This is a genomic window from Methanolobus vulcani (assembly GCF_900100715.1).
GTDB classification, from domain to species: Archaea; Halobacteriota; Methanosarcinia; order Methanosarcinales; family Methanosarcinaceae; genus Methanolobus; species Methanolobus vulcani.
Window position 1 is genome coordinate 34325 of sequence record NZ_FNCA01000006.1, and the last position, 21032, is coordinate 55356.

Sequence of the window (21032 nt, forward strand, 5' to 3'; positions counted from 1 at the left end):
TCTATTTCTTCCTCTTCAGAACAACAATCACACATGCCAGCAGGACTATAATACCTGCAACAGCAAACCAGATATAATTCACAGGTGCTGTACTTTCAGGCACAGGAATCTCCTGTATATCTGTGTGCAGTTCAGATTCTTCAGCGGGAACTTCTATTACTGTATCGTCAGCATTTTCCTGCACAGATCTAAACGCCACCAGAGGTTCATCATCTTTTGAATCGATTATGCCATCGCCATCAGTATCCGGGTTGAACGGATCGGTTCCTATCCTGTACTCAACCACATTTGGCAATCCATCCCTGTCTGAATCCAGGGGAGCACCATCATCTTCCGGTGTGATCTGTTTTCCTGCCAGGGCAAAGCTGGAAAGATGTGAGACTCTTGCCCACACATGACCTTCATAGACCTCTCCATACATTTCTACATTGGAAGTGTCCACACCTGCATTAGATAACTTTGTCCACCTGCCGGTATTTTCATCCAGATAGTATATGCACAGAGTGTTCTCATTAATGTCAGTCCTGTCAGTAAGGTCTCCGTCACCATTGCGGTCCAGTTCATTGAAGCGATAGTATATCGTGATCAGGGTACCATTGATAATATCAGTAGTTGCATTCTCGACATTCTCACTGACTATAATATCAAGGTATTTTCCAATTGCATATTCATTTGATGCAAGTCCGGTGCCCGAAGTCAAGGTACGTACCGATGAACCTGATTTTCTGATCTTGATCCATGGTGTTACATTGGCATCAAGGACCATTCCTACTGTTGAGTCAGTCCTTTTAATCAAATCGGCGGAATCGATTACAAAAATATTAGAAGGCGCCATGAATTCTGTCAGTACAGAGTCAGAGGAAGTTGTGACACGCTGGCTTCTGAATGTGTGCAGTATCCTGCAATAATCATACATGTAGGGTTGAGAAAGCACGAAAACTGTTTGCGTGCTGTTCCATACTCCATACCTGACAACCATCCGGTCATAATCAGATGCCAGCATCCTGGAAAGTGTATCTTCATCGTTACTGAGCACATTATAGCTGATGTTGCCGGCTGTTCCATTCACATTCTCCGGTCTTCCCAGCAGAAGTACGTAAGTTTCATCCGAATGGTTCATCAAAAACTCATCTGCAGAATAAACGCTAATGTTGGTATACCTGCTCAAGGTGTCCAGCAGTTCTTCATTGTCCTCGCTTGCATCATATACGACCGTAATGTTCCTGACATTTGCCAGAACCGAATCAGTATCAAGTGAGTCATTGATGTTATCGCCATCAGTATCTTCCTTTAATGGATTGGTGGCAAAGTTGATTTCCTGAAGATCAGTATATCCATCGTTATCGGTATCTGCAGACAATGGATTTGTCTTCATTTCAAGTTCTTCATTGTCTCTAAGTCCGTCGAAGTCTGTATCATTCAGCAGGGGACTTGTACCGGAACCATACACTTCTGTACCGTCAGACAGGCCATCGTCATCGGTGTCAGGATCGAGCGGATCTGATGTGAAAGACTTCTCAAGACTATCGAATAGTCCGTCATCGTCGGAATCCGGTTTGAGAGGGTTTGAATTGAACAATACTTCTTCATAATCCGTCAGGTTGTCATCATCCGTATCTTTCTTCAGTGGGTTGGATGACAGAACGAACTCTGCAAGGTCATTAAGGCCTTCACCATCCGTATCCTGGATAAGTGGATCACTTCCGAAGAATACCTCCGTACTGTCATCCAGCCCGTCTCCATCAGTATCATAATTAATCAGGCTGGTGTTAAGTGATTTTTCAGTGAAATCATTAAGACCGTCATTATCCGTGTCGGAGTTTCTGGGATTAGAACTACTGTTCTCATCAAGGTAGCATTCTTCGTGGTCGGTAAGACCATCAAAGTCACTATCCTTGTAGCGGGGATCACTTGTAACGTGGATGGTGTATGTACCTGACGAATTGGTAATGGTTACTGACCAGCCTATCTGTTCATTTTCATCTATGAGGCTGTCCTTATCCTTGTCAGCACCGGAGTTTACCCATCCTTCCCTGGCAGGATAATAGCTGGTGTCAACTATTCCTATGATCTCCCTGTCATCTTCAGCAGGAGCGGGCATGGATGTATTCCATGTCTGGTAGAATCTAAGTGCAAAGATGTCAGTACTATTAGGTGCAGTAAAGTTCAGGGTCGCAGATCCATAGGTCTCATTACCAATGGCAGGTGTGCCGTTGTATATTTCCTCATGCAGTGTGGAATTATCCAGACTTACAAAGAGCCAGCACCTTGCAGGTTCATTTGTGGAATTTACCTTTCCAATCAGTGTATAATCGATAACTGCTGTGATGTTCGTTTCAGGGTCTGTCTTTATATTCCTTCCCATGCCGTTCATGTCTACATTGCTGACATAAGCCTTAGCTGTGAAGTTCGTGTCATAAAGGTCTGAAATACCGTTTCCGTTAGTATCTTTGGATCTGGGGTTCAATCCTTTGAGGAACTCATAGAAATCGGTAAGTCCGTCATCATCCGTATCATTGACCAATGGGCTTGACCACACGTGCTGCGAAAAGGTCTCATCATAAAAATCAAATTCAATGTCCCATCCATGATACTCTTCGAAGTCACTGAGCTTGTCACCATCGGTGTCCCATACAAGCGGATCATAACCATAACGCAGTTCAAGCCCATCCTCAAGTCCGTCACCATCTGTATCCTTGTTCACAGGAATGGTGCCATACTCGATCTCATATCCATCGGACAATCCGTCATTGTCGGTGTCCAGTCTCAGGTAACTTGTGCCATTAAGCAGCTCATCAGTGTAGAGGACACCATCACCATCGGGATCATTGGGTGAAATGGCTGTCCACTCTAAGAATTCATCAATATCTGCAGGCATGACATCAAAGTAGAGTGTAGAAGGATCTGAATCAGAGATGCCTGAATTGCTTTTCTCACTGCAGTGCCATCCAAAGAGCCACCAGCATTTATCATAGTATACTCTATAGCCTGTACTCAGCCAGAACTTAAATGGGAAGTTAACAGCTGCATCAGGTTCAACCCACAGATCAGTCGTATATTCTGTTTCTTTCTTATAGTAATTATTCAGATAGGTCGTCAAACCCTCTGTAGTGGAACTGCTACCTGCTAATGTATATGCGGAACTGTACTGGTAATTGGGGCGTATGTAGCTATTTTGTAGGTTTGTATATGATCCACGGGATGTTCTTGTAACAATTCCCTTGAACTTGCTTTCCATCTCGATACGGTCACCTGCTGTCAGGCCGTTTTCAGTATAGTCCACTACATTCACCGAAGTATCCAGCATTTTCAGGTCCACTTCAGTCTTGACCCTCACATCAAGGAAAAGCCCGATAAACCATTCAAAGAACATCTGGGACCAGCCTTTACCGAATATCCATCCTACTATCAGGTCTGACAGGGCAACAAGTAATGCGATGGCCCATCCCACCACAGGAATCGCAGCTATAGCTGCCAGAGCAACTGCATATATGATCATGAGCACAGCATACATTGTACCAACGAATATACCATATCCTGACCAACCTTCACTGGAAGCTATTGACCAAAAGGCGTAGAATGCGATAGCACCTATGACGACCCAGCCTATTGCAGATAATACACTGGATATCCTGTTAACTGCACCAAGGAAACCATTACGTATCTCTGAGACCGATTCGGTCATTGCTGCCATGAGTTTCCAGCTAGTCTGACCTGCAATTGGTGCGAGTGGCTCTAGCTTTACAAAGGTGAGATATGAATAGAGTGCAGCTCCTCCGATTATCAGGTTACATACAAAGTCAATAGCTGATATACCGTAACTATCAATGGCATCAAGTACATCATTTCCTTCAGGGAAATTAAAATCAGTCTCTACCTGGCCGATTTTTGTCACCGTTGATTCGCCGGTCTCCCAGGCGATCATGAGATTCATAAATGTTGCAAGTGTTTCAACATCAAGATTCCTCGACAGACCCCATTGCCTGGTTTCTTCCAGCATTTCTTCAGTAGTGATACTTTCATTTGTGTCAGTATCGTACCATGTCATCTTCATGCTCTTTGAGGTGATAAGAGGCTGACTCCTAAGTCCGATATCAAAACTATTCCCTGTAATATATGAGCCCATAGCCATGTCATCCATGGACTGATATCTGAATTCATCCTCAAACAAACCTATTACAGGCAGTATCATACCGGAAGGCAGGGTTGACAGTATATCTGAGGTCATTTCACCAGTTATCTTTGCAAGGGCTTCGTCCTGATGGCTTGCAGAGCCGGTTTCATAGTTAATAGTCACATTATACTCATTCTGCAACTTTTCTGGCATCTGTTCAAAGGGTGTCTGGTCCCTTAAGTATGCATAGGAAAAAACGAAACCAGCTTCAAAGGTTCGGTTCTTATCATCACTATAGAATAGTCCGAAATCCGACCTCTGGTTCTCTTCAACATTAAAGCCAGTGAGCATAAAATTCTCGTGATACTGTGCAAGGGTTGTGGTAACCGATTCATATTCACTTGTTTCCAGTGTGAAAGTTTCCCAGTCTCCTCTTTTATCACTGTTCGCAATTAGTGTGGATCCTCCACCATTTTTTGCGGAAACGTAAAGTCCGTTGTCAGCTTTAAGAGCTATCTGGTTATTTTCAAGATCAAGCAGTTCAAATATCTCACTGCTACCAATGTCATTGCTGCCTGCAATTAGTTTATGTTCTTCTGTATCGGAAACATATGCATATTTTCCACTGGAGGATTTCAATGCGACTTTGTTGTTATTGAGGTACACTATCTCAAATGTTTCAGCGCTTGCTACTGAGGTACTTTCTGCAACAAGTCTGGAGTCTGTATTATCTATTGATACATATTGATCCTTGAACGCTTTTAGCAGTACTTTCTTTGGCCTGTCGGTCTTTCCTGACACCATCCACGTAAGTTGTGCCTGCGTAATCGTTTCCAGTGAGGAGTCCTGTGGATAGAACATGCGACCGTTCAAAGCCACGGTATCACCAAAATCCTTCACAGGAGAAAGGGGAACGTAGGCTTTGCCCAGTGTGGTGACAATTCCATAATTCTCTTTAGCATCAGAATCGGATGCTATACCACCAACAAGTTCAATTTCCCATAACTGCAGATCTGATCCGGTAGAACTATTCTGGACCACAGTGGTTCCATTGATATCGGAATGTATTTCCAGACACTTATCACTGTGTCTGGCAGTGATCTGATAGACCCCGTCGCTGTTTAGTTCCAGTTTCCAGAGCTGATATTCATCGCCTGTGTAGTTTCCAAGGGTGACATTTGCTATATCCTCTGTGCTGGCATTGAAAACCTCAAGGCATTTGCTGCTGTTACTGGAAATAATTCTATAATAACCATCATCTCTCAATTCAAGTCTCCAGAGCTGATAGTCTTCACCGGAATAATTACCAGTGGTTACATTCAGTTTACCAGCATCTGTAGGAGCTTGCAGACTTTCTCCGTTCTCAACAGATATTATCCTGCAGTCAACAGGAATTGTCAGTTCCAGCATTGGAGTGACCGTGACATCCTCTGTAGAACCATTTAGATCCTTCATGGTTGCAAGTGAATCATCAGGCCAGTCCCAGCTCTGGGAAAGCAATTTCAAATGCTCTTCGTTTTCCGGTCTTATCTGGAAGTTGAGGTAGGTGGGATTTCCATTCGATGATATATTGAATTCAAAGCTCTCATTTGGGCTGGATCTTGAAAAAGGAGAAAGATCAAGGGCATCGATAACACCGTCATTGTCGTTATCAAGGTCCCATGCGTTTACAAATCCATCGCCATCGATGTCATTCGATGAAACATTGTGAACTTCAAAATAATCTGCAAGGCCATCATAATTAGAATCAGGTTCAAGGGGATCAAGGTCGTTATTGATCTCAAAGAGGTCATCAAGCTGGTCAAAATCAGAATCAGTGTTATTAATATCTGTTCCCAGTATAAGTTCAACAGAGTCAGGGATACCGTCCCCGTCACTGTCTGGACCGTATTTTGTCAGGTTCATATCAATATCAGAAACATCAGTTGCAAGTGCACGGATACCCTGAAACGTTCCATTGTTATTTTGATTTGTAATATTGTTTTGTATCGAGACTATTATAGTATCAATATCCACTCCAGGATTATGCTGGTTCGCAAAAGCAACAGATTGTGCAAGTGCATTTAGTGAAGAAATTTCAGAGGGTGAAATAGATGTTTTTTCCTCGGAAGAATTGTAAAAGTTGTTATCGTTGGAAGTAGCTAAAGCAGGGTAAATGCTCGATCCTATCAACAGGTAAATTGTACAGAGCGCAAAAAGCTTAATCGCTTTCTTGTGGTAAGAGGAATATATGCCAGCTATCCGGACAGACATAGTGTAAAGTTCAACCCCCGAACTTTGATCCTTACATACATATTTTATATTTCATCTATAATAATCTTCCCAAATTGCTTTTAATTGTTTCATGTTTATTATATACTTAGATTTGGATATTATTGTTCTTGAAGATGGAAATAATGATATGATTTATTAGTATCTTGAATTCAGTTATCGAAGATATTTCAAAAACATTTGAAACCAAATCTATAAATAGTATTTCAACATATTTTGAAACAATGACATCTTACATCATAGACCTGGCTTATATTGGTATTGCATCGGTCAAAGAGTACCTTGCCCTGCACGTACTACTTTGTTTGATCCCTGCCTTTTTCCTGGCAGGTGCAATAGCTTCGCTCTTCTCGAAAGAGTCGGTCTTGAAATTCTTCGGGGCTGACGCACCAAAATATGTTTCCTATTCGGTTGCCGCCATTTCCGGTTGTCTCCTTGCCGTGTGTAGTTGCACGGTCCTGCCACTTTTTGCAGGTATCTATAAGAGAGGCGCCGGAATCGGCCCGGCCACCACGTTTCTGTTCTCAGCCCCGGCTATCAATGTACTGGCCATTGTTTATACTGCAAAGATACTCGGATACGACCTTGGTGTTGCAAGAGCTGTCATTGCAATTCTGCTTTCAGTTTTCATAGGTCTTGTAATGTCTTTCCTATACGAAAGAAAGGATGTCGAGAAAAAAGGTATCAAGACATTCGGTGACGAAAAGCATGCTCATACAGTATGGCTTTTCCTTTTGCTGCTTGCAATCCTTGTAACACCGGAAATCCTGCCAACATGGAATCCAATGCTCTTTGTGGAGATTCCCCTGATACTTATCACAGTATATGTATCTCTGAAATGGTTTGACAGGGATGAACTTGAAAGCTGGATGGGAGAAACCTGGTTCCTTGTGAAACAGATTACCCCGCTTCTGCTTATAGGTGTATTCTTTGCAGGTATCATTGTGGAACTTCTTCCAGCAGAATACGTTGTTAAATACGTAGGTGGAACCACTGTAACCTCCTACATAATTGCCTCGGTTGCTGCAGCTCTGATGTATTTCTCCACACTGACAGAGGTCCCCATCATAAGTGCACTCACAATTCTTGGAATGGGAAAAGGTCCTGCTCTGTCAATGCTGCTTGCAGGCCCGGCACTGAGTCTTCCAAATATGATCGTAATAAACAGGATAATGGGTTTCCAGAAAGGAATGACCTATATTTCTCTTGTAGTAGTAGTAGCAGCAATAGCAGGATACGTGTTTGGAATGTATATTTTTTAACACATAATTCCCAATTACTAAAACTAAAAGATTGGTGCTAAGATGAAAATATTACTTATATCAGACATTCACGGAAATAAGGAAGCTCTTGATGCCGCAATGTCTGTTCGCCATGATATAGTTGTATGCCTTGGTGATCTTGCGGATTATGGTCCCTCACCTTCCGAATGTATTGATTTTATCATGGAGAACAAAATCGAAACTGTTCTTGGAAACCATGATGCTGCGGTAGGTTCACGTATGGAATGTGGCTGTGGTTATAAGTACAAGCATCTTTCAGTTGCAACCCGGGATTATACATGGGATGTGACATCTGAAAAACAGATGGATTTTTTACGCCATCTTCCATTCAGTATCCAGAAGGAAATTGATGGGCTAAAACTATATTTCACACACGGAAGTCCGAGATCAAATTATGAGTACATGAAACCGGAAACTCCTGATGATGAATTTGAAGAGATGATCTGTGGAATTGATGCAGACGTTCTTTTTATTGGTCATTCACATCAACCGTTTGTCAGAAAGTTCAAGGATATGCTGATAGTAAATCCTGGTTCCGTAGGTCAGCCAAGAGATGGTGAATGTAAAGCCAGTTGTGCAGTGTTTGACACTGCATCAGGTGAAGCTGAGATTATCCGACTTGATTATGATATTGATAGAACATGCTGTAAAATAGAAGAAAGTATGCCTCATCCTGATGAACTGATAGCTATATTAAAGAGAGGGTACTGACATTCTCATACAAGTCCATTAAAGGACAGGAAGTATTCTAATGGTATTTGTTGCAGTTTATGATAAAAAATGTACAGGCTGCGGATCATGTGTTGATGCATGCCAGAACGGTATCCTTGAGCTTAAGGATGGAATCTGTTTCCCTGCAAGGATGGATTCATGTAAATATTGCATGACTTGCGTTCATGCCTGTGATTTTGACGCTATAAAAGTGTTTCCTTGAGTTGATTTGAGTTTAAGAGATGAATAATATGAAAATAGAGATATTGGGTACAGGTTGCGCTAAATGCGACAAGACAAAGAGGTTCGTTGAAGAAGCAGTTGCCAAGGCAGGTGTTGATGCTGAGATCGTGAAGGTAGAGGACATGGATGATATAATTGCATATGGTGTTCTCATAACTCCTGCAGTTGTCGTAGACGGCGATGTTAAGATCGTTGGCAGGGTTCCAAAGGTCGAGGAGGTTATTGAATGGATAACACAGTAATACCTGTGTCTGAGAAAGCAAAATGTTCATGTGGTGCTTCTATTATAGGAATATTCCCATGCGCAGGTGCATCTAATGTAGGTCAGCTAAGCAACGCTATTGCTGTAGAGTTACATAAGAAGGGTACTGGTAATATGATGTGCACCGTAGGTATCGGTGGCAAACGCTCAGGTCTGCTTAAGTCTGCAGAAGCCTGTGAATCTATTATAGTGATTGACGGTTGCCCGGTAAACTGTGCAAAGGCAACAATGGAAGAAGCAGGTATTCCAATAGGTAAACACATACTGCTCACCGACATGGATATCAAAAAGAATAAGGAACTTGACCTTGACCCTTCACAGGTTCAGGAATTCCTGTCAAAGGTGGAGGAGATGCTCTAAAGCATCCCTTTATCATATCTCTACTATTTCCACTCCAAGTTCCGGATCTAGCAGTGCAACAGTGCGTTTCCCAGTGAGCACCCCGGCTGTCTCACCTGGATTGATCAATAGTGTGTCATTAATTTCAGTAACGCCGGCGTGATGGGTGTGTCCCCTTATAACCACATCAAAATCTCCTGATTCTGCAAGAGCATCAACGGGAGCTTCATATATTCCGTGGATGAGTGCAATGCGCATTCCTTCTATCTCAAGATCACCGAACTCACCACAGCATTCAGCTCCGATTTCTTCAAACTTCTGCTTCAGAAGCAATTTGTCACCATCATTGTTCCCAAAAATAAAATACAGATCAGCTTCAAGTTTGCTGAAAGCAGATACAGTAAAAGGTGATATTATATCTCCTGCATGAAGAACGGTTTTTACTTTCTTCTTGTTGAATAATTCCACAGCAGCTTTGATAGCATCCATATTGTCATGCGAGTCTGACATGATTCCGATCATTTTATCTCTCCACTACTAAAGAATGGTTCGGAGAGGATTTATTCTTTTTCAGATGCCCCGGTCACAAACATTCGAAAGTTATGTTAATGTTTTAACTAGCTAATTTTGTTCCGATAATATATAGAACCATCCATTGTCCAGAACTTTCCTAATAACATCCAATGAGGTCGGCTATTGTAAAAAAGCCATACCAGTTTCAATAAAACATTCTTGGTTACCTTTCAGGGCATATGATGTCATTGCAAAATTATTGGTGTACCCTTATTGAGTATCTTTGATTCGGAAGTTCTGATCATTTTTGTAACTTTCATATTGTTTTTATCTTAAAACATATGTTTGAACTTTTCCCAACACATGAAAAACCTACAATATCAGTAGTTACTTGAAAGCAACATTCCGATTATTTTATTTATATTCATATAAATTTTCTACGTTGCAGGAATAGAACAACAGATATTGAAATAAATAATACCAACGCACTATTCTGTGAGAGCTTTGCAGAACTTGCTTTATCGCTAATTGATGTGGAAGCCACATCAGTAACCTGTTTTAATTCGATCTCTTCAATTTGCTCGTCAGGACTGTTGTCATCGTAAGATGAAGCTGCATTGACCTGTTCATTTTCTGTTATATTTTTGCTTGCCACATTTGCTGTAATTGCAAACGGGGAGAATCCCGGTGTAGTTGCTTCAAAGAAATAGAAATCATTATCCTCTCCGGTCATTTCGGTATCAAGGACCTGCCAGTTTTCATCATGGTAGCGGTTTAAGCGGATGTCCGTAGTTTTAACACCATTGACCTGAACCCAGTTTTTAGGCACTGCAAAGGAGATTTTCATGTCTTCCATATTGCTTTCAGTTGCGTATCCTGCTTTTCCGATCCAGATATTCATATTTCTGTAAATAAGGCCACCAGGTTTTTGTGGGACCATTGTAGAAACATCTTTCAGGACTTCAATTGTACTGCTGATAAAGCCTGCATTCTTAAGTGAAGTGTAGCTGATGGCTTTTACAGGATTATCGTTTTCATCAAAAGTGTAAGTAACAGCAGTGTTTCCTATGATGTATAATTTGTTGACTTCCTTGAGTTCGATGTTGTCAGTGTTCTCTCCGGTGTCTCCACCACCGCCACCTGAACTTGCTGATACTTCTCCTGTGATATCCGTTGTTGAATTTCCTGTTATAGTAACATGTGCATTTTCAATGCTAGTGGGAATCGCATTTCCGCTTGCATCACTTAATATCACATTTGAGAGATAAATGGTGCTTTCTCCTGACTGGTTGCCTGCTGTTAAAGTAATATGTGCGAAGGTTCCGGGAGATTCTATCTCAACCTGTCCCAGAGTGACTGCAAATAGTCCGCTGACAAGTCCCTGCTGGTTATCGACAGTGCCGGGGATAAAGATCGACATAACATTATTCTTGTCAAAGAAGTCACCTTCTTCAACATTATTCACCATTAACATATCGCTGTCAAAATTGAGATCAAGTTGCGCACCTGCAACTGCTGTTACTGGCGTTATATTGATGTATATTTCAAAAACGCTATCTTGCTGCACTTCCGGTGTTACCTTTTCTATGCTTACTACAGAAGATGCAGATGCAGTAAACACAAGAATGCTTAGAAGTAGTGTTGCAACTATTATCAGAAAAAATGGCTTCTTTATACTGCCATGTCCCCATACCTTTTGTACCCTGATCATTCTCACACCTGAAACTGTGAGAATTACATTAGTTAGTATATATTTATATTTTATTATTTTAGTCAGATACTTAGCATTAAGACTGACAATCTACAATTCCAGCTCTTCAGGAGCCAATTAGCTATTGAAAAAACGTTCAGATGCAGGCACTAAAGTCCAGTCCGTTGGTAGACATTTCTTCCAGGGACAGATCTGCAATACACTCCCTGCAAACTCTTTTGCCACGTATCAGAAGTGCATCATTAACTGTTTTTCCACAAACTTCGCATTTGTGCATTTTCCTCTCACTTAACTTTAAGAGCTTGTATAATTTAAACTTTATTACCGGAAAGATATTTCTCTCTTGTCAGTAAAAAATAATGTGCATCCCTGTCTTTTTCCTGAACAATGGTCTGCTGTTGCATTCCTATTCTTTTTGCAAGGTTCATGGACGCAATATTCTCAGGATGGCAATAAATGCAGATCCTGTCAATATCAAGAACAAGTATCATGTACTCGATCAATTTTTCCATAGCTTCAGTTGCAAATCCATTGTTCCTGAACTCCGGTTCAAGTGCATAATATATTTGCGTGTCATTTGAGAAGTCAACTGCAGCGAATCCACAGGAACCTATCACATTCTCGGTTTCCTTAAGGCAGATGGCCATTGCAGCAACAGGTTCTTCTGTGGTATATGAATCAATGAGCATTTGGAGAAAAGCTTCTGTTTCTTCTTTACTTGTATTCAATGGCATGTCAGTTAAGCCGATAACATCCTTATTGTTCAGGAATTCATGCAACATCTCCAGATCATTTGCAGTATATCTCCGGATGATTAGACGACATGTTTCCAGCCTTTTGGGAATTCTCATGTTCTGCTATTTTCCTGACTTATACTAAAAAGTTTTGATTTTTTAGGCAGATCAAACTAACCCTGCTATTTTAAGGAAGTTGCTGAAAAGTGTGTAACCGTTGTTACTGTATTCCTCAGCAAGCTCTTCAAAATCATGAAGAAGCTTATTTTTGTCAAGTTCCATAAGTTCAGGGTCATTATCTAGCCAGATATTGAACATTTCAGGAGTAAGCTCAAAATGACCCTGAATTCCGTAAGCATTGCTACCGACTTTGATTATTTGATTCCTGCAGTATTTCCCAGTAGCCAGCAATTCAATATTGTCATTCAGATCCACGGTTTCACCGTGCAGATGAAATATTTTGACAGGATTTTCCAGCCCGCTGAACAGAGGATCATTCATCCATTCATCTTCAATATTGACAGAATAATACTTTCCATCCTCAGCTCTAAAACCAATTTCTCTTACTTCGTTCTTGCGAACAACAGCTCCCTGGGATTTTGCGAGTGTCTGCATTCCAAGACAGATGCCAAGATAAGGAATTTTAAGTTCGATTGCCTTTTTTATCATTGTAAGTTCTCGTTCCATCTTTATGTTCTTGTCATTGGCACTATCCGGTCCACCATATACAATAACCGCAGAGTAATTGTCAGGTTCCGGTAGTTTTTCTCCTGAATCCAGATCAACAATATGGAAATCAATATTGTTTTTCTTCAGTATATTTTCCAGTATACCGGGTCCTTCCCTGGTGATGTTCTTTACGATAAGCAGGCTCATGACTTTTAGTATGCAGAAATCTGATAAATGATTTATGAATAAGCTAGCTAGCAGAAATAGCAAAGCGCAATAAAAGAGTACCCTGAACAGGATCCCATGTTTGTTTTTTAAAGTGCTGATAACAGAACTTTTTTTGTTTTTCTATTAGGGAATCCTGTTCTACGGGCCTGCTTACCGGAAAATCCCGGTAACCACCAACCAATTTTTTACCAACCAACCTACCGTACCACACGGATAAGTTCCATGCCTGCAAGGCTTTTTAAGTCTGGTGTCTTTATCTCCGAACCAAACTTATTATGAGTTAACCTTGAATTCATATTATAAATAGATATCGTTGGTGTGAAATATACTAATTCTCATAATGATGATGCATCGAAAATCCTATTTATTCAATAGTGTATATTTCTGATACAGCAATCTCAAGTGCACTTGAATAAAAATGGTAGGCTTCGTCATTAAAGCAAATAAGCCTGATATCTTCAAACGACCCACCATTCTCCATATGTTCCAGAATTGTTCTCACAGCCAGTACGGACGCCCTGCTAACCGGAAAACCATATGCTCCTATGCTAATCCCCGGGAATGCGATACTTTTTATATCATATTTCTCTGCCAGTAAAAGAGAATTCCTGTAAGCACTTACAAGAAGCTCATCCTCCTGATCATATCCTCCGTTCCAGATAGGACCCACGGTATGTATCACCCACTTTGTAGGCAGAAGATGACCTCCTGTTATCCTGGCGTCTCCTGTAGGACATCCTCCTAGAGTGCGGCATTCCTCCAGAAGTCCGGGACCTGCTGCACGATGGATAGCACCGTCAACACCCCCTCCACCAAGCAGGGAATTGTTAGCTGCATTCACTATTGCATCAACTTCCTGCTCAACGATATCACCTAAGATCACACTTATCATGTCATGATAGCCCATGTCAGTTCCTCATTTTTACCATGTATTCGTGGATTTTTCTATAGAATGAGATTATCCAGATTATTCTTATCTTTGTTGTATGATATAATTTTATACAGAGCATGCAGTATTGTAGTAACGACAAGAATTATTTCAGTATAAGTAGTAAAAGGCAGAAAGGCAGGTAAGACACATGGACAATATCACAGAACAAATCCTTTCACATTTCAGGGAAGTCAGTAGAATACCCAGATGCTCCAGAAATGAGGAAAAAATAGCCATGTGGCTTAAAAAGTGGGCATTACATCACGGTTTCAGTGTGAAATTCGACAGCATGAATAATATTGTTATAGGAGTTCCGGGTTCAAAAGGATGTGAGTACCTGCCTTCAATTGTAATCCAGGGTCATATGGACATGGTATGCGAGAAGACGCAGGACAGTAGCCATGATTTCAGTAAGGATCCGATAATTCCTGTTGTGGATGATGAATGGCTCAGGGCTCAGGGTACTACTCTGGGTGCTGACAACGGCATAGCTATTGCACTTGCACTTGCACTGGCGGAAGATAAAAGCTTAAAGCATCCTCCACTTGAACTTCTCTTCACGGTGGATGAGGAAACCGGTCTTACCGGAGCCAATGCCCTGACACCTGATTTTATCTCCGGGTACGTATTGCTTAATGTTGATTCTGAAGACGAGGGTATATTCACCGTAGGATGTGCCGGTGGGCTTAATACTACAATAAAGATGCCACTCAGATTTTCCCCGCTACCTGATAACATGCTGACTTTCAGTCTTGTTGTCGATGGTCTTTCTGGTGGACATTCAGGTGTGGATATTCATGAAGGCCGTGCAAACGCCAACAAACTGATTGCAGGAGCTTTAAGCCTGATCGCTGACAGGATAGATGTGAGAATTCTGGATGTAAGCGGTGGTTCTGCTCATAATGCGATTCCCCGTTATGCTCAAGTTATGGTTGCTGCTGCTACTGATAATAAAGAAGTAATATTGGATATGATATCTGATTTTGAAAGTAAAATGAAGTCAGAGTATTCAGAGATCGAAAACGGTATCAATATAAGAGTTAAAGCTGATTCTTCTGATCTACAAAAAGAAATAACAGACTCAATAGACTCTGAAACAACATCCAAGATCATCGGACTTTTGCAGGAGCTTCCGCATGGCGTTACTTGCATGTCACCTGATATAGAAGGACTTGTAGAAACTTCAAGTAATCTGGCTACGATCAACATTGATGATGGAGAACTTATAATTATCTCAAGCCAGCGCAGTTCCAGTGATCAGGGACTTTCGTCTCTCACTTCATCAATCGAGAAAATTGCAAAGAAATATGGTGCAGCTTATGAGCATAATTCTGGCTATCCTGCATGGCAGCCGGATATGTCTTCACCTTTATTGAAACGCTGCATGGAAGTCTATTCATCTGTTTTTGATGAAAAAGCAAAGATAGAGATAATACATGCAGGTCTGGAATGTGCTGTTATCGGTTCAAAGTTTGAGAATATGGATATGATATCCTTTGGTCCTACCATAATAAATCCACATTCACCGGATGAATGTCTTCACATTCCTTCCATCAGGAAAATATGGGATTTCCTGATTGCATTGCTGGAATCTTTTGCCGAGAAAGAGGAAAGCAAAAAAAGTGGCAAGTCTAAAAAGAGATCCAAAGGTAAGAAATCAAGGTCATAATTATAATCCATCAGTTACAATATTATTAACATGGAAAAGTTTCCAAGACCGGTGCTTCTGGTAAGCAGGTGCCTTGAATTTGATAAAGTGCGATTTAATGGACAGAAGGTAAGCTCTCCTATTGTTCGGGACCTGATGCAATTTGCAGATGTGAAAACAGTCTGTCCGGAAGTTGAAATTGGTCTTGGTGTTCCCAGAGCACCTCTAAGGATAATCAGAAAGAATGATGAATACAGGCTTGTTCAGCCCGACACAGGTCTGGACCTAACAGAGAAAATGAATAAGTTTGCTGACAATTTTCTTGACGGTCTGGGAAAGGTTGATGGTTTTATTTTCAAGGGACTTTCTCCTAGCATGGGTCTTGGAAATGTGAAGGTCTATGCCAGGGATGCAATGTCTCCGGTTGTCGAAAGGTCTGCAGGATTCTTTGCAGGTCATGTTATCAACAGATACCTTGGTTATCCCATGGAAGAGAGTGAAAGACTGCTGAATCCACGCATACGGCATCATTTCCTGACAAGTCTCTATGCCTTTGCAGATTTCAGGCAGATGAGAGCCAATGCTTCCATAGGTTCACTGCTGGATTTTAATGAGGAGAACCGTTTTCTTTTCATGTCATGCAATCCGGCAGTGTTTGATAAGATGTCCGGATTGCTTGCAGACGCTGAGAATACAGGCCAGGTATTTGAAGAGTACATGTCACTTTTGAAGGAAATACTAAGAAAACCTGGTTCTGACGTTCTAAAAATTGAAACTGCGAGGAAGATGTTCTTAATGTTTGCTGACAAAGATAATAAAGAAACTTCTTTCTTTGAGGAAATGCTGGGACGCTATGCTGAAAACAGGATTAGCTGGGATGCTATTATTGAAGTTCTCAGAATGATCTCCTTTAGGTTTCTTGATGAGGATTCATATAAAGATAGGTTCCTTTATCCTTATCCTGAGGAGTTAAAAGCTCCGGCAGATGAGAATAGGGACAAAGATTACTGGGATAATGAATGGAATCAAAGGTGAAATGATGAATAAATTCGAGCTTGAGGTAAGTTATTGTATCGACTGCAAGAAATGCTGGGATGTTTGTCCTGTGAATAAGGTTACAGAAGGTAACATTTACACTCCACAGGGTAAGATAGAGAGTCTTGCAAAGGTAGTTGCAGGTGAGGAGCTTACAAAGGAAGAGTACGACAACATTTATCTTTCAACCCGCTGCGGTGCATGTGATGATGTCTGTCCTGTAAATATACCAATTACCGATATCATCCAGTATGAGAGGCAATTGCTGGCAGAACAGGGAAGAGAGCCTGCAAAGACCACAACTATTTCAAATAATATCATTGAGCACAACAGTCCAGGTGCTAAAGATCCTTCAAAGAGATTTGACTGGATTACTGATGACATTGACCTTGCCGAAAGTTCAGAGATTGCTTACATGGCAGGCTGCTGGGTATCATATAGTCAGCAAGAAGTTGCCAGAGCCACTATCCGCCTGCTTAATCATGCAGGAATAAGACCCATGATTCTAAAAGAGGAGAAATGCTGCGGACTTTTCCTTATTGATAGTGGTCATTTTGAGCAGGCTGCTGAGCATGCAAAGAAGTTCGTGGATTATATTGAGTCACTTGGAGTAAAGAAGGTTATAGCCTCATGTCCGGGTTGTTATCTTGTCCTGAGTCATGATTATCCTGAACTTTATCGTGAACTGAACTTTGAGGTTGAGCATTCCCTGAATGTATTTAAGGATATGATAGCAGATGGCACACTCAAGCCGAAGAAACTTGATCTCACTGTTGCTGTCAGGGATGCCTGTCCACTGAGAGATTCAAAGGATGTTCCACGTAGTATCCTTGAAAGCATGGGCGTGGAAATAAAAGAGCTCTTTGACGGCGAACAGGTATGCTGTGGAGGACCAGCCGGTCTGAAACCAAACTTCCCGGATATTGCAAATGACATCGCCATGCTGACGGTGCAGAGTTACAAAGATAAGGCTGATATGCTTGCTTCATACTGTCCTTTCTGTGTGCATCACATGGAAGGTGCCTGCAAGTCTAAGGACGAGGAAATGAATATCAAGGATGTTTCGGTGTTGCTGGCTGAAAGTGTGCTTGGTGAGGATTTCATTAGATAAAACAACTTCTGATACCTCAGACAGACTGTGCTTGCAGGAATCGTATTTTTTCACTAGCATTCCTTGTAAACAGAAGACAGAAATCAGAATAAGAAAGAGCAGTTTTAATGCTCTTTTCATTTTTTTCTTTCTTTGAAATAAAATAATAATGTCAGATATGGTATCCGACACAGAACCGGTAAACGACTCTTATCTCATACAGTTCTTTTGAATCAAACTGAAGTTCACCAGTATTTGCTGAATACTTCATATCTTCAAAATCCTTGAAGACAACTTCACAGTTTATATTTTCAGGGACCTGAGACTTAAAATAATCACATTTTCCTGTAATCTCAGTGACAAGTCTTTTAGTTTCCTCTGAATTAAAAGATGTAGATTCTGCAGGAGAATAAACAAGTTCCGTTGTCAGCTTTTCCCTGTCTATAAGATTCATCCAGAAGCCATTGATTACTGTATCATCAAGCATGTAGTCCTGTATCTCAAAACTTTTGCTTATTACATTCTTCAAATCAGAACACCTGATATTTTCATAGATTTAAAGACTTAAAACTGTTTTTGTGATACGGTTTCAGGCTATTGCAATAATGTATAAAAAAAGACATTGCGGAGTAATTCTCCGCATAGTTTCAAATCATTTTTTTTAAATTCTTTTATTAATTGTCTGTTCCGGCTGCCTGTGTAGGACTTGCAAGACTGCCACCCAGATAAGCCACAGTTCCGCATATCAGCCCGATGAAAACCGGATGGATAAGTGGGTTGCCAAAGAGCTGCCACAGGACAATGGAGCCAAAACTTGCAATAAGGCTTGCAATGAATCCGGTTGATGTACCGCGTTTCCAGTAAAGGCCGAAGAAAAGTGGTACGAAAACACAGCATGCGATAACCCCCATACTTACGGAAACAAGGGGCACGATAAGTTGTGGTACATCAATTGCAAAGAAAGCAGAGACAATGATGATAACAACTCCGACCATTCTTGTTATCCTTAGCTCTGTATCATCTGTTGTTTCCGGTTTGAAGTACTTCAATATGTCTGAAGTAAGGGATGTTGTTGTAACAAGTACAATTGCACTCATAGTGGACATTGCGGCTGAAATAGCTGCAAGAAGAACTATGCTGTCAAATCCTGTTGGAAGAAGTGAAGTTGCAAGGAATGGCACAAGTCCGTCAGGGTTTGCGATGTAAGGTGCAAGCTGTTCCTGACTGAAAGCTCCGTATGCCAGAATTCCCAGTGAGAAGATACACAGGGCGTAGATTGTGATGGAGATCGGTCCGTATATTCCTGCAAATCTAACAACTCTCTTATCCTTTGCTGAGAACAGCATGATAAGCAGGTCAGGAAGTGCCAGCAGTCCAAGACTTATGGCAAAGGCAGTTCCGAATGTCTTTTGCCACGGAACCATGGCTCCACTCATGTTCAGTATATCTGCAGGAATAGCGGTCCATATGTCAGCACCGCCGCCACTTGATATAAGTCCGCCATACAGGAATACGGCACCAACTAACATGATAAGTCCCTGAAGGAAACTGATCCAGAGAATGGCTGGCAGTCCACCGATCACATAATAGAGAGCAACAATTATTACAGCTATTATCAGTCCCTGAACATAGGTTACTCCTAGAAGTCCCTGGAAAAGATTTGCACATCCTTTAAAGATGGCAACCAGATAAACAGTGTACATCAGGAGCATTATGGCCGCAAGGAGCACCTTTCCTTTCTGGGAACCGTAGCGACGTTCCAGAAGCTGTGGCACTGTTTTTGCGTCGTATTCCTGTGAAGCTGCCCATATTTTTGGAGCAACAAGGAATGCTATACATGCAAAAGCAACGTGGAAGAAAACTGCCCATATTACCCATGGCAGTCCTGCAACCAGTCCGTATCCACCGCCTCCAAGGAATGAGGCTGCACTGAAATATGCTGCCATGTATGCTATACCGATAACAGCAGGGTGTGTGATATTACGGTCTGATATCACAAATCCTGAAAAGGTCCCCTGTTTGAGTTTCAATGATAAAAACAATATTCCGATAACGTATAAAACAAGAAGTATCTGGTTAATCATGGTCACGCCTCAGTACGAAAAAGAAAGTTATTCCAAGCATAACAATAACAGCCGCAATTAAATATAGATAAGGCAATGGCATCAGCTTTTCCTCCGTTCATCCACATAGCGGGGTTTGAAGTAAACTTCAGCTAAAATGTTGCGTATCAACACCAAGTATTAATCTCCTCCTTCAATGAACTAAAATGTGCTTTAATGCACAATACAAAATATCAATATTTTAAAAAGGTTTTGATTACTTTGTACGGAATTTACTGCAATTAAGGTGAGCGGTAGCATATATCTGTGATGTGGTTCCTTTCTATGTTATACAAAATGACCTTACATTTTAATTCATATTACATGGAAATTCAACTATGCCAGAAAAAACAAAAATAGAAGAGCTAGCTGATGAGTACAAAAACAGTTCTCCACAGGAGATACTCGAGTACGCACTAAACAGGTTTGGCAAGGATATCACCATTGCATTCAGTGGTGCCGAGGACGTTGTGCTCATTGATATGGCTACAAAGATAATTCCTGAGGTAAGTGTTTTCTCTCTGGATACAGGTCGCCTCCATCCTGAAACATACAGTTTCTTCGATGTTGTAAAAGAGCACTATAAAATCCCGCTTGAGATTTTCTTCGCTAACAGGGAAAAGACCGAAGAACTTGTCCTGAAAAAGGGTATGTTCTCATTCTACAAAGACGGACATAGTGAATGTTGTGCTGCCAGAAAGGTGGATCCTCTCAGGCGTTCACTGAGCACAAGAGCTGCGTGGATAACAGGACAGCGCAAAGACCAGAGTCCGAATACACGTGCAAATATCCCTGTGATAGAGTTAGATCCTGTATTTGGAGATGGTAATCTTATAAAGTTCAATCCTCTGGCAAACTGGAGCTCAAAACAGGTCTGGGACTATATAAGGGAGAACAATGTTCCTTATAATGAGCTTCATGAGAAAGGATACGTTAGTATTGGATGTGAACCATGTACCAGGCCTGTCCTGCCGGGACAACATGAGCGCGAAGGACGCTGGTGGTGGGAAGAGGCTACAAAGAAGGAATGCGGTCTGCATTCAGGAAATATAAAGTCTCAAAAATGACAGAAGGCCGGGAATATCATATCAATGGACAATTCTAAGGACAATTACGAATGTCACTGAAATCACCTATAACAATTAATG

18 protein-coding genes are annotated in these 21032 nt (G+C 41.3%); 9 read left to right on the plus strand and 9 right to left on the minus strand.

Going from position 1 to position 21032, the window contains the following annotated elements; genetic code table 11:
• Nucleotide 1: 1 nt before the first annotated feature.
• Nucleotides 2-6367 (minus strand): RICIN domain-containing protein, encoded by a 6366-nt coding sequence (locus BLP52_RS09455; protein WP_091710244.1) that lies wholly within the window; start codon nucleotides 6365-6367, stop codon nucleotides 2-4.
• 242 nt (nucleotides 6368-6609) lie between these two features.
• Between BLP52_RS09455 and BLP52_RS09460 the strand changes: the two genes are divergently transcribed.
• From BLP52_RS09460 to BLP52_RS09480, 5 genes are read left to right on the plus strand one after another with little or no spacing between them, the layout of a single operon-like run.
• A complete protein-coding gene (locus BLP52_RS09460; protein WP_091710383.1) occupies nucleotides 6610-7647 on the plus strand; it encodes a permease in 1038 nt (345 codons plus the stop codon).
• A 42-nt stretch (nucleotides 7648-7689) separates the two neighbouring features.
• On the plus strand, nucleotides 7690-8379 hold the full coding sequence (locus tag BLP52_RS09465; RefSeq protein WP_091710245.1) for a metallophosphoesterase family protein: 690 nt from the start codon (nucleotides 7690-7692) through the stop codon (nucleotides 8377-8379).
• A 40-nt stretch (nucleotides 8380-8419) separates the two neighbouring features.
• The gene (locus BLP52_RS09470) at nucleotides 8420-8602 is read left to right on the plus strand and encodes a 4Fe-4S binding protein (RefSeq protein ID WP_091710246.1); all 183 of its coding nucleotides are present in this window, start codon (nucleotides 8420-8422) and stop codon (nucleotides 8600-8602) included.
• 28 nt (nucleotides 8603-8630) lie between these two features.
• The gene (locus BLP52_RS09475; protein WP_091710247.1) at nucleotides 8631-8864 is read left to right on the plus strand and encodes a thioredoxin family protein; all 234 of its coding nucleotides are present in this window, start codon (nucleotides 8631-8633) and stop codon (nucleotides 8862-8864) included.
• Complete coding sequence (locus tag BLP52_RS09480) at nucleotides 8849-9244, plus strand: putative zinc-binding protein (RefSeq protein ID WP_238380776.1); 396 nt, start codon at nucleotides 8849-8851, stop codon at nucleotides 9242-9244. Before BLP52_RS09475 ends, BLP52_RS09480 begins: the two co-directional genes overlap by 16 nt.
• Nucleotides 9245-9256: 12 nt before the next feature.
• On the opposite strand, the gene BLP52_RS09485 is transcribed toward BLP52_RS09480, so the two are convergent.
• The 6 genes from BLP52_RS09485 to BLP52_RS09505 all read right to left on the minus strand — a co-directional run bounded on the left by BLP52_RS09485 (nucleotide 9257) and on the right by BLP52_RS09505 (nucleotide 13985).
• A complete protein-coding gene (locus tag BLP52_RS09485) occupies nucleotides 9257-9745 on the minus strand; it encodes a metallophosphoesterase (RefSeq protein ID WP_091710248.1) in 489 nt (162 codons plus the stop codon).
• Nucleotides 9746-10160: 415 nt separating this feature from the next.
• Nucleotides 10161-11447: a PGF-pre-PGF domain-containing protein gene (locus BLP52_RS09490; protein WP_091710249.1), complete on the minus strand. Its 1287-nt coding sequence runs from the start codon at nucleotides 11445-11447 to the stop codon at nucleotides 10161-10163.
• A 136-nt stretch (nucleotides 11448-11583) separates the two neighbouring features.
• Nucleotides 11584-11724, minus strand: coding sequence for a hypothetical protein (locus BLP52_RS14415; RefSeq protein WP_154717843.1), 141 nt, complete (start codon nucleotides 11722-11724; stop codon nucleotides 11584-11586).
• A 34-nt stretch (nucleotides 11725-11758) separates the two neighbouring features.
• Nucleotides 11759-12298, minus strand: a complete 540-nt coding sequence (locus BLP52_RS09495; protein WP_091710250.1) for a GNAT family N-acetyltransferase — start codon at nucleotides 12296-12298, stop codon at nucleotides 11759-11761.
• Between the two features lie 51 nt (nucleotides 12299-12349).
• Nucleotides 12350-13057 (minus strand): type 1 glutamine amidotransferase, encoded by a 708-nt coding sequence (locus BLP52_RS09500; protein ID WP_091710251.1) that lies wholly within the window; start codon nucleotides 13055-13057, stop codon nucleotides 12350-12352.
• 385 nt (nucleotides 13058-13442) lie between these two features.
• A complete protein-coding gene (locus BLP52_RS09505; RefSeq protein WP_202905764.1) occupies nucleotides 13443-13985 on the minus strand; it encodes an O-acetyl-ADP-ribose deacetylase in 543 nt (180 codons plus the stop codon).
• Between the two features lie 172 nt (nucleotides 13986-14157).
• Here BLP52_RS09505 and BLP52_RS09510 point away from each other — a divergent pair, with 172 nt between their 5' ends.
• Genes BLP52_RS09510 through BLP52_RS09520 form a run of 3 tightly spaced genes read left to right on the plus strand, consistent with a single transcriptional unit; the run spans nucleotide 14158 to nucleotide 17803 of the window.
• On the plus strand, nucleotides 14158-15678 hold the full coding sequence (locus BLP52_RS09510) for an aminoacyl-histidine dipeptidase (RefSeq protein WP_091710252.1): 1521 nt from the start codon (nucleotides 14158-14160) through the stop codon (nucleotides 15676-15678).
• A gap of 30 nt (nucleotides 15679-15708) precedes the next feature.
• Entirely contained in the window at nucleotides 15709-16692 is a 984-nt protein-coding gene (locus tag BLP52_RS09515; protein ID WP_091710253.1) for a YbgA family protein, read from the plus strand.
• Nucleotides 16643-17803 carry a (Fe-S)-binding protein gene (locus tag BLP52_RS09520; RefSeq protein WP_238380777.1) on the plus strand — a complete coding sequence of 387 codons (1161 nt, stop codon included), beginning with the start codon at nucleotides 16643-16645 and terminating at the stop codon, nucleotides 17801-17803. The genes BLP52_RS09515 and BLP52_RS09520 overlap by 50 nt, the downstream gene beginning before the upstream one ends.
• Nucleotides 17804-17954: 151 nt before the next feature.
• Here the strand turns inward: BLP52_RS09520 and BLP52_RS09525 are convergent, their stop codons facing one another.
• Together BLP52_RS09525 and BLP52_RS09530 are read right to left on the minus strand one after the other, a co-directional pair.
• Entirely contained in the window at nucleotides 17955-18311 is a 357-nt protein-coding gene (locus BLP52_RS09525) for a hypothetical protein (RefSeq protein ID WP_091710254.1), read from the minus strand.
• A 145-nt stretch (nucleotides 18312-18456) separates the two neighbouring features.
• Nucleotides 18457-19866 carry a sodium:solute symporter family protein gene (locus BLP52_RS09530; RefSeq protein WP_091710255.1) on the minus strand — a complete coding sequence of 470 codons (1410 nt, stop codon included), beginning with the start codon at nucleotides 19864-19866 and terminating at the stop codon, nucleotides 18457-18459.
• 356 nt (nucleotides 19867-20222) lie between these two features.
• On the opposite strand from BLP52_RS09530, the gene BLP52_RS09535 reads away from it, so the two are divergent.
• A complete protein-coding gene (locus BLP52_RS09535) occupies nucleotides 20223-20951 on the plus strand; it encodes a phosphoadenylyl-sulfate reductase (RefSeq protein ID WP_091710256.1) in 729 nt (242 codons plus the stop codon).
• Nucleotides 20952-21032 lie beyond the last annotated feature (81 nt).